At 66.7% G+C, this 13,766-nt stretch carries 14 protein-coding genes; 5 read left to right on the top strand and 9 right to left on the bottom strand.

Translation table 11 applies throughout. The annotated features are described in order from the left end of the window. Positions 1-105 precede the first annotated feature (105 nt). On the top strand, positions 106-2,529 hold the full coding sequence (locus HNR01_RS24260) for an MASE4 domain-containing protein (RefSeq protein WP_012455636.1): 2,424 nt from the start codon (positions 106-108) through the stop codon (positions 2,527-2,529). Positions 2,530-2,555: 26 nt separating this feature from the next. Here the strand turns inward: HNR01_RS24260 and HNR01_RS24255 are convergent, their stop codons facing one another. After that, the gene (locus HNR01_RS24255; protein ID WP_012455637.1) at positions 2,556-2,876 is read right to left on the bottom strand and encodes a DUF3140 domain-containing protein; all 321 of its coding nucleotides are present in this window, start codon (positions 2,874-2,876) and stop codon (positions 2,556-2,558) included. Positions 2,877-2,966: 90 nt separating this feature from the next. After that, positions 2,967-3,479: a DUF892 family protein gene (locus HNR01_RS24250; RefSeq protein ID WP_012455638.1), complete on the bottom strand. Its 513-nt coding sequence runs from the start codon at positions 3,477-3,479 to the stop codon at positions 2,967-2,969. Positions 3,480-3,828: 349 nt separating this feature from the next. Between HNR01_RS24250 and HNR01_RS24245 the strand changes: the two genes are divergently transcribed. After that, positions 3,829-3,987: a hypothetical protein gene (locus HNR01_RS24245; protein ID WP_017484712.1), complete on the top strand. Its 159-nt coding sequence runs from the start codon at positions 3,829-3,831 to the stop codon at positions 3,985-3,987. 205 nt (positions 3,988-4,192) lie between these two features. On the opposite strand, the gene HNR01_RS24240 is transcribed toward HNR01_RS24245, so the two are convergent. Next, positions 4,193-4,426 carry a hypothetical protein gene (locus HNR01_RS24240; protein ID WP_157228161.1) on the bottom strand — a complete coding sequence of 78 codons (234 nt, stop codon included), beginning with the start codon at positions 4,424-4,426 and terminating at the stop codon, positions 4,193-4,195. A 61-nt stretch (positions 4,427-4,487) separates the two neighbouring features. Here HNR01_RS24240 and HNR01_RS28085 point away from each other — a divergent pair, with 61 nt between their 5' ends. From HNR01_RS28085 to HNR01_RS27735, 3 genes are read left to right on the top strand one after another with little or no spacing between them, the layout of a single operon-like run. Beyond that, the gene (locus tag HNR01_RS28085; RefSeq protein ID WP_026105550.1) at positions 4,488-4,730 is read left to right on the top strand and encodes a peptidoglycan-binding domain-containing protein; all 243 of its coding nucleotides are present in this window, start codon (positions 4,488-4,490) and stop codon (positions 4,728-4,730) included. 47 nt (positions 4,731-4,777) lie between these two features. Next, positions 4,778-4,981 carry a hypothetical protein gene (locus HNR01_RS27740; protein WP_244409686.1) on the top strand — a complete coding sequence of 68 codons (204 nt, stop codon included), beginning with the start codon at positions 4,778-4,780 and terminating at the stop codon, positions 4,979-4,981. Between the two features lie 3 nt (positions 4,982-4,984). After that, positions 4,985-5,182, top strand: a complete 198-nt coding sequence (locus HNR01_RS27735) for a C40 family peptidase (protein ID WP_244409687.1) — start codon at positions 4,985-4,987, stop codon at positions 5,180-5,182. A 457-nt stretch (positions 5,183-5,639) separates the two neighbouring features. Here HNR01_RS27735 and HNR01_RS24230 read toward each other — a convergent pair whose 3' ends face one another. From HNR01_RS24230 to HNR01_RS24205, 6 genes are all read right to left on the bottom strand, one after another. Continuing rightward, positions 5,640-7,847, bottom strand: a complete 2,208-nt coding sequence (locus HNR01_RS24230) for a TonB-dependent receptor (RefSeq protein WP_312893409.1) — start codon at positions 7,845-7,847, stop codon at positions 5,640-5,642. 1,732 nt (positions 7,848-9,579) lie between these two features. Further along, the gene (locus tag HNR01_RS24225; RefSeq protein ID WP_012455641.1) at positions 9,580-10,110 is read right to left on the bottom strand and encodes an AAA family ATPase; all 531 of its coding nucleotides are present in this window, start codon (positions 10,108-10,110) and stop codon (positions 9,580-9,582) included. Between the two features lie 11 nt (positions 10,111-10,121). Continuing rightward, positions 10,122-11,087: a DUF6925 family protein gene (locus tag HNR01_RS24220; RefSeq protein WP_012455642.1), complete on the bottom strand. Its 966-nt coding sequence runs from the start codon at positions 11,085-11,087 to the stop codon at positions 10,122-10,124. Beyond that, positions 11,065-11,880 (bottom strand): ABC transporter ATP-binding protein, encoded by an 816-nt coding sequence (locus tag HNR01_RS24215; RefSeq protein ID WP_012455643.1) that lies wholly within the window; start codon positions 11,878-11,880, stop codon positions 11,065-11,067. Before HNR01_RS24215 ends, HNR01_RS24220 begins: the two co-directional genes overlap by 23 nt. Then, positions 11,877-12,923, bottom strand: coding sequence for a FecCD family ABC transporter permease (locus tag HNR01_RS24210; protein ID WP_012455644.1), 1,047 nt, complete (start codon positions 12,921-12,923; stop codon positions 11,877-11,879). The genes HNR01_RS24215 and HNR01_RS24210 overlap by 4 nt, the downstream gene beginning before the upstream one ends. Beyond that, on the bottom strand, positions 12,920-13,765 hold the full coding sequence (locus tag HNR01_RS24205) for an ABC transporter substrate-binding protein (protein WP_012455645.1): 846 nt from the start codon (positions 13,763-13,765) through the stop codon (positions 12,920-12,922). The genes HNR01_RS24210 and HNR01_RS24205 overlap by 4 nt, the downstream gene beginning before the upstream one ends. Between the last annotated feature and the right edge of the window lies 1 nt (position 13,766).

Raw genomic sequence — 13,766 nt, 5'->3', positions numbered from 1 at the left:
CTTGCCGAGGTGACAAATGGCGCCTCGGCCGAAGCCATGGTACCCCTGTGCTTCGCGAGCGACTTACCGCACGGTCAGCCATCGCGCTTCGTCACGGAGCACACGATGGGCACGGCTACCGCGAGCCCCGCGCTCGCAACCCTCGCAACCGCCCGGGCCGGCAAGACGCAGCGCCTGACCGCCGGCCTCGTCAGCCTCGCCTTCGGCGCTGTCACGCTCGCGCTCCTGCCCTTCGCGAGCCGACCCATGCCGCCGATGCCGGGCTTCGTGCCCGTGTATCAATCGGCGCTCATCGTGGTCTACGGGCTGACCACCTACCTCTTCCTGGTCCAGTATCGCCGCACCCGCTCGGGCTCGCTGCTCGTGCTCGCGACCGGCAGCCTCTACGTGACGCTGGCCGTGCTCCTGCAGATGCTGTCTTTCCCGAACGTCCTGGCGCAGGGACGCATCCTCGGCAGCGGACCGGACACCACGACCTGGCTCTGGACCTTCTGGCATCTCGGCCCCCCTCTGTTCGCGCTGCCCTACGCCATCATGGAAGGCAACGGACGCGACCGGTCGATCCCTCCGCCGCGAACAGACCGGGTCGGCCTGCTCGCCGTCGCCGGGACCGTGGCGGCTGCCGCTCTCACGGCCGTGGCGGTGACCCGCTACGTGCACTTGCTGCCGAAAAGCGTGGAGGGCGACGATTACTGGCTGCTGACCACCTCGGGCGTCGGCCCGGCCGTCATCGCCCTGACGGTCCTGGCCCTCGCGGTGCTGTGCTGGACCACGCGCCTCCGCACCGTGCTACAGCTCTGGCTGGCCGTCTCGCTGTTCCTGCTGGTCTGCGACAACCTCATCACCCTGCCGGGCGCCGCCCGCGGCACGGTCGGCTGGTTCGCTGGCCGCATGGAAGCGCTGTTCGCCGGCCTCATCCTGCTTGGGGTCTACCTGCGTGAGGTCGATTTCCTGTACGCCCGAGCCGAGGACGCGGCCGGCGAGCGCGAGGAGCGCCGGGCCGAGCTGCAGCTCGCGCGCGACAATCTCGCCCTGGCGTTGGAGGCCGCCGAGATGGGCGACTGGGAGCTCGACCTCGGGTCGGGCGCGTCCCGACGCCACCCACGCCACGACGCGATCTTCGGCTACGAGCGGCCGGTCGCGGCGTGGGACGTCGAGACCTTCCTGCGCCACGTCGTCCCGGAGGACCGAGCCCTTGCGCGCGCGGCGCTGGAGGACGCCGTCGGGCGAGAGCGCATCGACCTGCACTGCCGCATCCGGCGCGCCGACGACGGCGCGATGCGCTGGATCGCGCTGCGCGGCAAGGCGTACCTCGGAGACGCGGGGCAGGTACGGGGCTTGGCCGGCATCGTCATGGACACGACGCGCCAGCACGAGGCGGAGGAGCGCCTGAACCAGGCGCAGAAGATGGAAGCCATCGGCCAGCTCACCGGGGGCGTGGCCCATGACTTCAACAACCTGCTCACCATCATCGTGGGCAACCTCGACATGATCGTGCGCCGGCCCGGAGACGAGGGGCGCGTCACGCGGCTAGCGGCCTCCGGCCTGCAGGCGGCCAAGCGGGGTGCCGAGGTGACCGAGAAGCTCCTGGCCTTCTCGCGCCGGCAGGTGCTGCGCCCCGAAACGGTCAACCCGAACCGTCTGCTCAAGGACTTCCAGGGCCTGCTGCGGCGCGCGCTGGGCGAGACCATCGAGGTGCGGTTCGACCTCGACGCCAGCCTAGACCCGGTCCGGCTTGACCCGGGGCAGTTCGAGAGCGCGGTGCTGAACCTCGCCGTGAACGCCCGCGACGCGATGCCGGGCGGCGGCACGCTGACGGTGAAGACCTGCAACGCGCATCTCGACCCCGGCGAACTCGCCGACCGACCGGATCTCTGCCCCGGTGCTTACGTGCTCGTCGCGGTGACGGATACCGGCCACGGCATGGACACAGCCACGATGGCGCGCGCCTTCGAGCCGTTCTTCACGACCAAAGACGTCGGCAAGGGCACGGGCCTCGGGTTGAGCCAGGTCTACGGCTTCGTGCGGCAGGCCGGTGGCCACGCGCAGATCAAGAGCGAGTCCGGTCGCGGCACGAGCGTGGAGCTTTACCTGCCGCGCTCGGTCGGGCAGGTGGCGGAGAGCCGGCCGGAGGGGTTGCTGCCGCTGCGCCGGGCGGCCGCTGACGAGGTGGTGCTCGTGGTCGAGGACGAGCCGGCGGTGCTGGAGATGGCGGTGGAGAGCCTGGGCGAGCTCGGCTACCGGACGCTGACCGCCACGCAGGCCAGCGAGGCGCTCGACCGCCTACAGGGGCCGGAGCGGATCGACATCCTGTTCTCGGACGTGGTGATGCCAGGCGGGATGAACGGGGTACAGCTCTCGGTCGAGGCGCGGCGCCTGCGCCCGGGACTGAGGGTGCTGCTGACCTCGGGCTACACCGGCACGGCGCTCGACGACCAGGGCGTGCCGGCCGACCTGCCGCTCCTCAGCAAGCCCTACCAGCGCGAGGAACTCGCGACCAAGATGCGGCTCGTGCTGGGCGGCGCCTGATCCGCACCGACCAGCAGGATATGCTGCTACGCGTTCTTGAGCGGGTCGTGGCTCCAGTTCCTCAGGGAGAGGCGCAAGGGCGAATCCTTCACTACGTCCTTGTCCTTCGGGCCGCCCTGCTTGAGATGGCGGTGCACGTAGCCGACCACCTTGCGCATGTGCCCGTAGTCCTCGTCCGAGAGCCCGGACTTCTTCTTGTGCAGCATCTCGACGACGCGCCGGCCCTCGACGTGGCCCGTCGCCTCGCCGGCTCCGTCCTTCTTCTGGCCGACCAACTGGTTCTCCTCGGTCTTGAGATGCTTCTCCAGCGCCGAAGCGGTCATGTTCACGACCTCCTTGAACGCCATTTAGGTCTCCTCGTAGTCGTCCTTCTCCGCTATGGTCCGCCTCCGGGTAGGAAGACGGGCGACCTCAAGTGACGCCGCCCGGGAACAGGATTAGCTGTCGGCCTTGGAGCCGCTCAGCGTCAGGTCGAGGTAGGTCTTGGTGACCGGCTCAATCAGCGCTGCGATCTTATCGGCCGCCTTCGTCTCCTCCTCGACCGCCGTGCGGAAGCCCTCGACCTTGTCGGATTGGCCGGCCCGCTCGGCGATGACGGCCAGCGAGCGGCGGGCGGCAATCCGGTCGTACTGGTAGGCGTAGCCCGCGTAGAGATTCTTCAGGGTCTCGTCCTGGGCAACGGCGTGCACGGCCGCGCCGATGGAGCCGGCGACACTGGTCGCAGTCGCCTTCAGGGTCGAAGCTCTGTCGCCAACGGCGTCCAGCGCCTTGTCGAGGCGGTCGATCTGACCTTTCGTAGTCTCGATATGACGGCGCAGGACGGCGGCATAATCCGGGTAGCGCTCCAGGCCGGAGAGCTGGCGCTCCATCTGCTCCAGGCCTTGCCGTTCCAGGGCGCGGGTGTTGCGCAGCGCGCCCGCGTAGATCGTGCCGATGTCCGTGCTGGCCATGCTGTCCTGACTCCTTGTTGGTGTCGGGTTCGCCCGCCAACGTGAACCGGGCACCTCCGTTCCGGGTATGGATGTGCGACGGAAGCGCCATGCCAAGCCTATCTCTGGATTACCCTGTTCCAGCAATGGCTGCGCTAATTGGGCACTTGTTTGCTTGTATTCTAATGGCTTGCTGATCAGGGCGGCTGGTGCGAGCGCCGAGCTTAACTTATACTTAGTTGAATTCAGCTTGGTATCATAAAGCAACCGACATTTATCGTCGCACACGAAGTGCTGCTTGCTTTCCAGACGTTCTCATTGTCGTCGGCGGCTGGATCCCGCGCCGGCGCACACTACCCGGAGGACGACGATGAACAACGACGCTCTCAAGACGCTCGTGGCCCAAGGGCTCGCCGCCATGAAGAACGGTGGCAAGGTCGCCGCGCAGGTCACCGACGAGATCCGAAACGACGCGCGCCATCCCGACCTCAGTAGAAACGCAGGCCGGCCAACCAGACCTCATAAATGAAGGCCAGCCGTCGTCAGCCTCACCCGGACCCGCTCGCCGCGCCACCCGGCCCGAGCCCTACGCCTTCCCTTGACATCGAAGAACACTATGGCGGTCGCGCGATCCAAGTCGCCCACTCAATGTGGCGGACCGACCTGTGAGAGTGGGGAAAGGTCGGCCCTCCTGTCGTCGCTTGCGCTGATGAGGCTGAGATCCCTGACGACAATCAACTGACGCTTCCGCCAAAATTGTTCATCCCAGAAGCCCCCTTAGATCGAGGCGGCGCAAATGCTTCTTGAAAATCGGCGAGAGTAACGAGCTCTCCATTTGGCAGGCGAATTCTGACATTCTTCATCCCCAGCATCGTAACGCGTTCAGCCTGGCGATAAGCGCCCTGCGCCGTCGCTTGCGCCAGCGATACTGTGCCCAGTGAACTCGTCCATTGAACCGCGAAAGCCATTCCTCCTCCCGCTGATGCCGTCGGGCGAGATCGTCCCTCGAGGTCAGACGCTCACGGTCCCGTGATTCATCCATTCCCCCGCTCCCAGCAGGTCTGCCGGGAAACTTTCACATCGGAGAATACCACCATCACCGTCGTTGAGATCCAGCGCGCGCTCCTCGCACGCGGGTATGACCTCGGACTTTCCAGAGCGGACAGCGATGCCGGGCCGCGCGCCATCGCCGCCGTGACCGCGTTCCAGCGCGAAGCCGGCCTCGTCGCCGAAAGCATCGCTGGGCCGAAGACGCGGTCCGCCATACAGTAGGCCGACATCAGTGAGCGGCCCGAGGTACCGGACAAGGCGGGCGGCCGGTGCTGGAAGAGGGCGAATTCGGCGTGCGCGAAGGCGCAGGCGCTGCCAAAAATTCGCGCGTTGTGCAGCTCTTCGCCGATGCGGGATTCTCCAGCATCAAACAGGTCTCAGCGGCGTGTTGCTCGGCGGCCGTCGGCGCCATGCTGAAGCGGGCCGGTCACAAGCCCTTGGGCAGCCTTGCGGCGCGGTGCTATGAAGGATGAGGCGTGGGGCTGAAGGAGCCGGCGCTCGGCGCCATCGCCACGAAGAAGCGAGGCAACTCGTCTTGGCAGGGCCATGTCGAGTTCGTAGTCGGCGCGTGCCCGACGCAGATCTTCCTACTCGGCGGCAACCGGGGCAATGCGTGGTCGATCGCCGCCTTCCCGCGCAAGGAGTTCACCGCGTTCCGCTGGCCGCCCGTCTGACGGCCGCGAAGCTGAGTAGCCTTCGGCACGGCGACATCACATCTTATACTCGGCGCGCCCTCAGAAGAGCACCGGCCCGCAGTCCGCAGCCTCCGCGCAGTGATACGGTCTAGCAGACCCATTCATTCGTGCGCCTCAATTCAAAGCCGCACAAGGGGCACCTTCGGCTGCCCCGAAAATATGTCCTGCGCCAACCGGGCCAGCCGCGCACCACATTTTCAGGACCAATATCATGACCTGTGTGCTTCTGCTCGCGGCGCTGGCTCGCCTGTGTCGTGTCGCCTGCTCTCGCTTTCGAGCTGATGCCGGGCCCGTCCTGGAGCGGCGGAACGATCTCGCTAGTCGGTGGCACCACCTCCCTGACATGTCCGTCTACACAGCCAGAGGATACTCGACACCCTTGTGACTGAAGCGCGAAAGGCGGCCGCCGCAGTTCGATCGCTGGAGGTGGTCATCGTCAAAAATCAAGAGACGCGGACAGAATGAAGGTTCGGGGCGACGCAACCGTCACGAAGGTACCTGTCGTGAGCCAGTACCGATTGTCGGCGACGTTCTCGACGTTGAACCGAACGGTGATCGGACGATCGTATACGATCGTCGCGTAGCGAAGTCCGAGATCGACCCGCGCCCAGTCGGGGAACTGCAGCGTGTTGGCGTTGGTCAGGTAGGAGCCCGACGTGTAGATCACCCGGCCGTTCAGGGTGAGCCCGGGAACCCAGGGCGTGTCCCATTCGAGCCCAGCGGACACTGTCAGATCCGGCACACCGGCAGCGTCGTTGCCGCGTTCCAATGGATTGGCCGGCTTGGTCAACTCGGGACGAAGGAAGGTCGCACTCGCGAAACCGCGCACGCTCGGCACGATTGCACCGTAGGCGGATAATTCCAGCCCCTGATTGCGCTGCTCGCCATCGTAGGCCAGGGCGTTGGCGGCGGTGCGGACCTGGTTCGGCCGGCTGATCTGGAACAGCGCCGCCGTCGTCGTGATGGTGCCCCAGTCGATCTTGATGCCGACTTCCTGCTGATCGGACTTGTAGGGGCTGAGGATCTCGCCCGTATTGCTGTAGCCGGCCCCGACGATCGTCCCCGAGGTCAGACCCTCGGCGTAGTTCGCGTAGAGCGCGACGTTCTGCCAGGGCTTGATCACGATGCCGGCGAGGGGCGAGGTCGCGTCGGCGTCGTACTCGGTCGTCCGCAGGCCGGTCGTGGTGCTGTAGCCCTGCTGATGCACCATCTGGTAGCGGACGCCCGCCGTCAGCAGGACGGTGTCGTCCGCGATCGACATCGTGTCGACGACGGCGACGCTCGTCAGCGACGTGTCCGAGGCTCGCCGGGGATCGATCCGCGCGCCCGTCACGACCGGAAGCGGCGAGGGACGATAGATGTTCGACGGTACCGACTGCGCCGCCGAGTTCGCGACATAGGCGTTTCCGTCCTCGCGCGCGAAGCCGGTGAAGACGAAGTTGAGCGAGTGGTTGATGAACCCGGTGTCGAAGCGGGCCTTGAGGCCGGCATTGCCGCTGACGGAACTGCTGTAGGAGTCGTAATAGGCGTTGATGAGCCGGAAATTGCCGAGCGCGTCCGCTCCGCTCGTGAAGCCGGCGACGCGGGAATCCGGGAAGGTCTGCTCGTTCGAGCCGGCGCGATAGCCGATGCCGCCATAGGCCGTCAGCCAGTCGGTCAGATCGTACTCGATGAAGGAGGCGATCGTGTTGTCCCGCTGCTTGAGAAGCGTTCCCGGATACCAGTTGCCGCGGGCGTCCGGCGGACGGGGAATGAACGGGATCGTCGATTGCAGGGTCATCTGCGGACGGAAGTTCTTAGTATCGTCATTCTGCGTGATGACGTCGAGGGCCCAGCGCAGGCGCTCGCCCTGATAGTCGAGGGCCAGGGCGCCCAGTCCGGTCTGCCAGTTGCCGTCGTTGATCGACGCCTCTCCGGTCCGGCCCAGGCCGTTGAAGCGGATCCCCCACTCCTTGTTCTCACCGCCCCGCATGCTGGCATCGACATGCGCACCGAAGTTGCCGGCGCTGATAAACTGCGGCGTGATCCGGAGGAACGGCACATCGAGCGCGCGCTTGGTCACGATGTTGATGCTGCCGCCGACGCTGCCGCCCGGCGGGATGCCATACATGAACGCGCCCGGGCCCTTCAGCAATTCAATGCGCTCGATGTATTGCGCGGCGACGCGGTTGGAGGAGATCAGCCCGTAGAGGCCATTCAGGCCGACGTCCTGAGAAGGAACTTGGAAGCCCCGGATCTGGAACGTGTCGTCGAAGCCATTGCTGCCCGTGGTCAGTCGCACCGATGAGTCGTTGACGAGTGTGTCTGCGACGGTACGCGCCTGCTGATCCTGGATCACCTGCTGCGTGAAGTTGACCGTGCTGAACGGCGTGTTCAACGCATCCCGGGTTCCAAGGACGCCGAGGGAGCCGCCGCGGGCAAACTGACCGCCGGCATAGGGGGCGGGCAGGTCCTTCTGGAGGCCAACGCCCTGACCGACCCGTCCGACATTGCCGACCTGGCCGTGGACCGCGAGCTCGTCGAGCTGCACCGCGTCCTGCGCCCACGCTTTCGTCACCGACCATGGGGCGGCCATGCCGAGTGATGCGGCGCCGATCAGCGCACAGATTGAGGCTGAAGTAAGCTGATATCCAGGATTGAACACCGTTGCGTCCTTAGTCCAATGACCAGCGGAGCGCGCTCCCGCAGGACCATAGAGCTGCTTCAAGTCGTCATGCGACTTCATCTGCACCAATATTTTGAGCGAATAGGCGATCACAGCGATGTGAGCAAGCGGAATGGCACCATCGCTCTGTGGATGTGTTTTCACAGCAACTAAAACGAATTGTTCTAACTAAGATGCTGCCGCTGACTTGGTTCGGGCCGGACAGAATCCAGCCACCTTCTAGATGTTGTAGGGCGGCCAAGCGGCTGTCGCTTCGGCCCTTTCGGCTAGGCTCAGCAGATCGAGCAGCCTGTCGAAGCCGACCGACGAACTGAACAGGGGCGCAACGTCGAATGTCCTTATAACCACATCCTCCAATGAGCGACTTGACTACAGCCAACAAAGATCCGGCAGACAGTCTGCCCGAGAGTGCCGCGCGAAAGAGTTGCTTCTTTCTTCTTTATGACATGACCTGCGGCACGGGTTAAAACCCCGCTGCTCGACGCTGAAAGATCGTATCATTCTTACCCAACAACGAAGCCGATGCCTCTGGACCTGATCGCGCTGATATTGCCACGCTGATCAGGAGCAAATGAATGCTGAGTAATGTGAGACTGGCGTCCACTGGCGGTCTCTCTAAAGGTAGAGGGATACGCCGGTCGCACGCGAAAGAGGTAAGCGCGGCAGTCGTCGCTCTCGCAGACGGAAGCCTTGATGCTCGATCGCCGCGATAGAGGATCCTATGTCTCTGATGTGCATCGTGCGCTGTTGCCCCCGCGATGGACGGCGAACCAGTTCGCATGGGTATTGGCTACAGAACCAACCCCAAACGAACGCTGTGCCTCCCGGTACCGTTCAAGAAGCTCCCGCCCCGACCAGTGCCCAAGCAGATGCGCCGCGCCTAAGCCGGAAACGAAAAACCCCGCCGCGGCTGAGCCGGGCGAGGCAAGTCAGGTATCGAAACCCGCTGGAGAGCGGGTATAAGGTAGACGGGTGACGACGAGCGGTTAGTCCACCGCGATTGGCACTCCAACTCGGCAATGCGCTGAGATCCACTCGCTTACGTTCTCGGTGCTGGAGATAATGATCGCCCGCTTGGCAGCTTAGCAATTTTGCCAGATCAACTCAGCAGTCGGATTAATCACGGCATCGTGAGCGTTCGCTCTGCGGGTCCATTGTGGCCTATCCGGTCACACGGAGGGGAGATGTGCTTCACAGTTGAGTGGACGACGCCCGAGGGGCCCGTATCGGCGGTTGTGCCTACCGCTCGTGGCGCTTATCAAGAGGCTGAACGAGTTACGAAGCTGGGCATGCGAGATGTAAGAATCCGCTTTCCCAATGGAGATCATATCGACTGGCAGACATTCAGCGGCCGCTCTGGAGCTTCCAATCAGACGTCCGATGGGATGACCGATCTTGACTGAACTGTTTACGATTTTTCGTAAGGGCCGATGGCTTTATGGCTTTCCAAATCGAAAAGCCGGCGGTCCGCAGGCTGATCAAACCCAGATTGGGCAACCGGCCCGTAGAACGGAAGCTCACCAATCTGCCATCAATTGCCGGTAGAGAGCCAGTAGCGCTTGATCGCCGACTCGATGCCTGCAGAGGGTGGGTAGCGGTGGCTCACCGGTTTGAAGCTGGATGGGAGGATCGCGCCAGCAGCAGACTCTGGAATTCTCAGGACGCAACGTCCGCTCATGATGCCAATGGAGACCTCCCGCGGCAGTCGCAATCAGCCCTCAATGATCTCGACTTGACCAGAAGGAAGCGTCCGCCACCAAGCCTCAGGCGCATGGAAGGCATTATAGGTGAATCTCAGTACATCCTCCGGTTGGCGATGCGACGGGTCGTGGGCGGCGCGCTCCTCGTTGCGGGCCTGGAGCACCTTCCAGGGCACGTCGAACACCTTCCACTCGACGTTGAGGCCATGCCGAACGACGACCTCAAGCTCTTCCTCGAACACGGTGCGCGTCAGGTGGGTGTCAGCCATCACTACGCTGAAGCCCTGGGTCAGGGCGGTGTCGAGGGCGGCCACCTTCACCGCATGTAGGAGCCGATGAGCCGGTCCGTCCCAGCCCCTGCGGCGCACCTCCCAGTAGACCTGTCGATCCGGCGGCCAGAGCGATTGCCGGAAGTCGTCGAGGGTCAGGTGCACCCATCCCTTCGACGGCTCGAACCGACGCGCGTAGGTCGTCTTGCCGGCGCCGGGGCAGCCGATCAGCCCGACCACCCTTTGTCGGCGTAGGGGCAGGTCACCGGCCATCGCGAACAGGGTCAGGCATGGTCGGCGACCGCCTCGTCCTCGTCGGCCTCGGGGTCGGCCTCGATGACCTCACCTCGCAGGTACCGGGCCTGCACCTCAGCGACGCGCCGGGCACCTTGCGCGTGGCGGCTGGAAACGAGGCTGTCCGAACCGAGGTCGCCGCCGCGCTTGACCGAGAGCAGGTCCGGGTCGCCCCAGCGGTCAAGTAGGACCTGGAAGGCCGCGTGCCGGCTGGCATCGAAGTCGATTCGCTGGCCCATCATGTCCTTGTAGGGGTGGGCCGGATGGAGACCGGCGCAGGGCACCCAGCCCGCGGGGATTGGGGTCGTCGCCGCGTGCGTGCGCCCGCTGCGCAGGAGCTTGGGCAGGACGTGGGTGTGCGGTCCCTCAGGGCTCGTGCCTCCCGGCCCCGGGATCGGGGCATAGACCTCGATGCGGCCGGCCCTGGCGAGGAATACCCGGTGCGGGCTCATCGCTACGAGCTGCCGACCGATGGGGTTGGCGGGGTCGAACAGGGGCTGCCCGACGCCCGACCGAAGACATGCGATAGCCTTCGGGTCGCTCGTGCGCACGCAGGCATCGACGGCGAGCAGGTCGAGGCCCAGGTCGAACAGGAGGGCGTCTCGATCCTGTTCGCGGGCGGCATGATGGTCCGGACCGAGTTCCGTCACCACGCCCCGCCGGCTCATGGCGCAGTCGTCTTGCGGCAGGCAGAGGGCGACGGCGTGGTTCCAACCGGACGCGACCGCGGTCTCGTAGGCCACCGGGCGCAAGTCGGGACAGGCAGTCAGGGCGATGGCGCCGCGCTCGGTCGCCATGCCCATTCGGTCGTCCGGTAGGGCCGAGACCGCCTCGTCCGGGTCGCGCATGAACTCGGCGATGGCACCGAAGCTGCCGAGGCTCCAGGCGGTGCTGGGGTCGGACAGCGCCTCGCGCAGCAGGGCCGCGACCGCCTCAGCCTGGGATGATGGCGTCATCGCTCGTCTCCGTGGTGGCCCCGGACCGCGCCCAGGGTAGGAGGTATCGGGTTCCGTCCGCGGCCTCGCCACGCTCGGCCGTCACGCCGAACACGCGGGCCAGCAAGGCGTCCGTCATGGCTTCCTCGGGTGAGGCGTCCGCGACGAGCCGGCCGTCGGATAGCACGACGATACGGTCGCAGAACCGGGCTGCGAGCGCGAGGTCGTGCAGAACGGCGACCACGCCGGTACCGTCGCGTGACGCCGCGCGTAGCAGCGCCATGGCGTCGAGCTGGTGGGCTGGGTCGAGGGCCGTGATCGGTTCGTCGACGAGGAGCCACTCGGCCTCGACCGCGAGCGCCCGGGCGAGCAGCGCGCGCATGCGCTCGCCCGAGGACAGGGTGGGCTCGGTCCTGCCGGCAAGGTGTCCGACATCGGTGCGTGCCATCGCACGCGCGACCGCGGCCTCGTCGGCTTCCGAGAATCCCGCGAAGGCGCGCCTGTGCGGCAGCCGGCCGAGTGCCACGATCTGGCGCACCGTGATCGGCCAGCCAACGCCGGCCCCCTGGAACAGGGCGGCGATGCGGCGGGCCCGTACTTCGCGGCTCATGCCGGACAGCGCTTGGCCTTCCAGGGTGACACCGCCCCGGCTCGGCGCGACTAGCGCAGTCAGGACGCGCAGGAGCGTCGTCTTGCCGGCTCCGTTCGGACCGACGAGCCCGACGAAGCGGCCGCGCTCCAGGGCGAGGTCGATGTCCGTGAGGATCGTCCGGCCATCCAGCGTCACCCGGACGTCGTTGAGGTCGAGGCTCATGCCCGCCTCCCGCGGTTCCGCAGGAGCAGCACGATCAGGAACGGCGCGCCCACCAAGGCGGTGACCACGCCGAGCTTCAGCTCGGGCCGGGTGGCGAGCAGGCGCACACCGATATCCGCCGCCAGGACCAGGACCGCGCCGGCGAGCCCGCTCGGCAACAGGCCGGCACCGGGCCGGGCCCCGACGAGCGGCCGCATCAAGTGCGGCACCACAAGGCCGACGAAGCCGATGGCGCCGGAGACCGCCACCCCGCTGCCGACCGCCAGCGCCGCTCCTGTGACGAGGCGCAGCCGGACCGAGACGAGGCCGACCCCGAGGCTCGCGGCGGTGTCCTCGCCGAGCGTCAGGGCGTCGAGGGCGGAGCCGGTCGAGAGCATCAGGCCCCAGCCGACCAGCATCAGCGGTAGGCAGAGGACGACGTGATCCAGGCTGCGGTCACTGAGCGACCCCATCAGCCAGAACACGATCTCCAGGGCGGCGTAGGGGTTCGGCGACAGGTTGAGCGCCAGCGCGGTCAGGGCGCCAGCGAGGCTCGACAGGCCGACGCCGGCCAGGATCAGGCCGAGCGTGGAGCTGCCGCGGGCGGCGAGCGCGTTGAGGAGCAGCGCCGCCATGCCCGCCCCTGCGATGCCGCCGAGCGGCAGGGCAAGGCTTAAGGAAGCGGCGAGACCGCCGTAGAAGACGATCACGGCACCGAGCGCCGCGGCCGAGGAGATGCCGAGGATGCCGGGATCAGCCAGCGGGTTGCGTAGGTAGCCCTGCATCGCCGCGCCGGTCAGGCCGAGGCTGAACCCGACGAGGCTGCCCAGCAGCGCCCGCGGGACGCGCAACTCCCACAGCACCATGGCCGGCAGCGTGGTCCGGCCCGCGACGAGGTCTGCGAACGCGGCCGGCACGTCGAAGGGCGCGTAGCCGATGGCGACCGAGACGAGTGTCAGCGCGAGGACGGCGAGGGCGAGGACGGCGATGACCGCCCGCCGTGCGCGCGGCATGCCGAGGGGCCGCGCGGCAGGGCTGGCGATGGTCCGAACGGGCGCGTTCATGGCCGGGGCCCCGGCTCGTTCGCGGCCGCAGCCAGCCGTGCCACAACCTCGGCGACTTGGGGCCCCGGGCAGGTCCAGAACCGGTTCGGGATCGCGACGGTCCGACCCTCACGCGCGAGCGCCCGGAAGACGGGGTGATGCAGGAGCGTGTCCGCGAGCGAGGGCAGACCCGGCGCGGCCTCGTCCACCACGATCAGATCCGCATTCGCGAGCGCGGCGGCTTCGAGCGGCACCTGCCCGAAACGGTCGCGCCCGATCTCGGCCGCCACGTTCACCAAGCCGGCGGCGCGAATGAGTGCGTCGCCGAGGCCACCGGGCGCGACCGTGAAAGCGTTCGGGCGCATGACGAGCGCCCGCAACGGTTTCGTCGCCGGGGTAACCGAGGCGAGCCTAGCGTCGAGGTCTGCCACCATCGCCTCGCCACGCTCAGGATGGCCGAGCGCCCCCGCGACCTGCCGGATCTGGGCGCGCACGCCGTCGAGATCGGCCGGTACGCCGAGTTCGAGCACGGGCGAGCTGACGCGCTTGAGCATGCCGACCGTGGCGCGCGTCGTGAAGGCGCCCGCGATGACAAGATCGGGCTTGAGCGCCACAATCTCCTCGGTGAGGCCACGGGTCACCGGCACTCCTGCGGCCTCGCTCGCGACCGTCGATCCGCGCGGATCCCGGGCGAGGTAGGTGACCGCCAGTACCTGGTCTCGGTCGGCGAGCCGCAGGACGAGCTCGTCCGCGCACAGGTTCATCGAGACCACGCGCACTGGCGCCTCCGCCGAGCCGGCGGCACAGGCCGCGGGCATCGCGGCCAGGATGGCCCAGAAAGCGAGGATAGCCCGCAACCGCATC

The organism is Methylorubrum rhodesianum (assembly GCF_014199985.1).
GTDB lineage: Bacteria > Pseudomonadota > Alphaproteobacteria > Rhizobiales > Beijerinckiaceae > Methylobacterium > Methylobacterium rhodesianum.
Note: the sequence above shows the minus strand (reverse complement) of the source record. Positions and strands in the feature narration are given on the sequence as shown.

Bases quoted from the DNA above. Each gene is read 5' to 3' on its own strand.
- HNR01_RS24250 (WP_012455638.1), bottom strand. From the start codon at position 3,479: ATGGCCAGCACGGACATCGGCACGATCTACGCGGGCGCGCTGCGCAAC.
- HNR01_RS24225 (WP_012455641.1), bottom strand. From the start codon at position 10,110: ATGGCCGGTGACCTGCCCCTACGCCGACAAAGGGTGGTCGGGCTGATC.
- HNR01_RS24220 (WP_012455642.1), bottom strand. From the start codon at position 11,087: ATGACGCCATCATCCCAGGCTGAGGCGGTCGCGGCCCTGCTGCGCGAG.
- HNR01_RS24245 (WP_017484712.1), top strand. From the start codon at position 3,829: ATGAACAACGACGCTCTCAAGACGCTCGTGGCCCAAGGGCTCGCCGCC.
- HNR01_RS24255 (WP_012455637.1), bottom strand. From the start codon at position 2,876: ATGGCGTTCAAGGAGGTCGTGAACATGACCGCTTCGGCGCTGGAGAAG.
- HNR01_RS24215 (WP_012455643.1), bottom strand. From the start codon at position 11,880: ATGAGCCTCGACCTCAACGACGTCCGGGTGACGCTGGATGGCCGGACG.
- HNR01_RS24205 (WP_012455645.1), bottom strand. From the start codon at position 13,765: ATGCGGTTGCGGGCTATCCTCGCTTTCTGGGCCATCCTGGCCGCGATG.
- HNR01_RS24240 (WP_157228161.1), bottom strand. From the start codon at position 4,426: ATGGCTTTCGCGGTTCAATGGACGAGTTCACTGGGCACAGTATCGCTG.
- HNR01_RS24260 (WP_012455636.1), top strand. From the start codon at position 106: ATGGGCACGGCTACCGCGAGCCCCGCGCTCGCAACCCTCGCAACCGCC.
- HNR01_RS24210 (WP_012455644.1), bottom strand. From the start codon at position 12,923: ATGAACGCGCCCGTTCGGACCATCGCCAGCCCTGCCGCGCGGCCCCTC.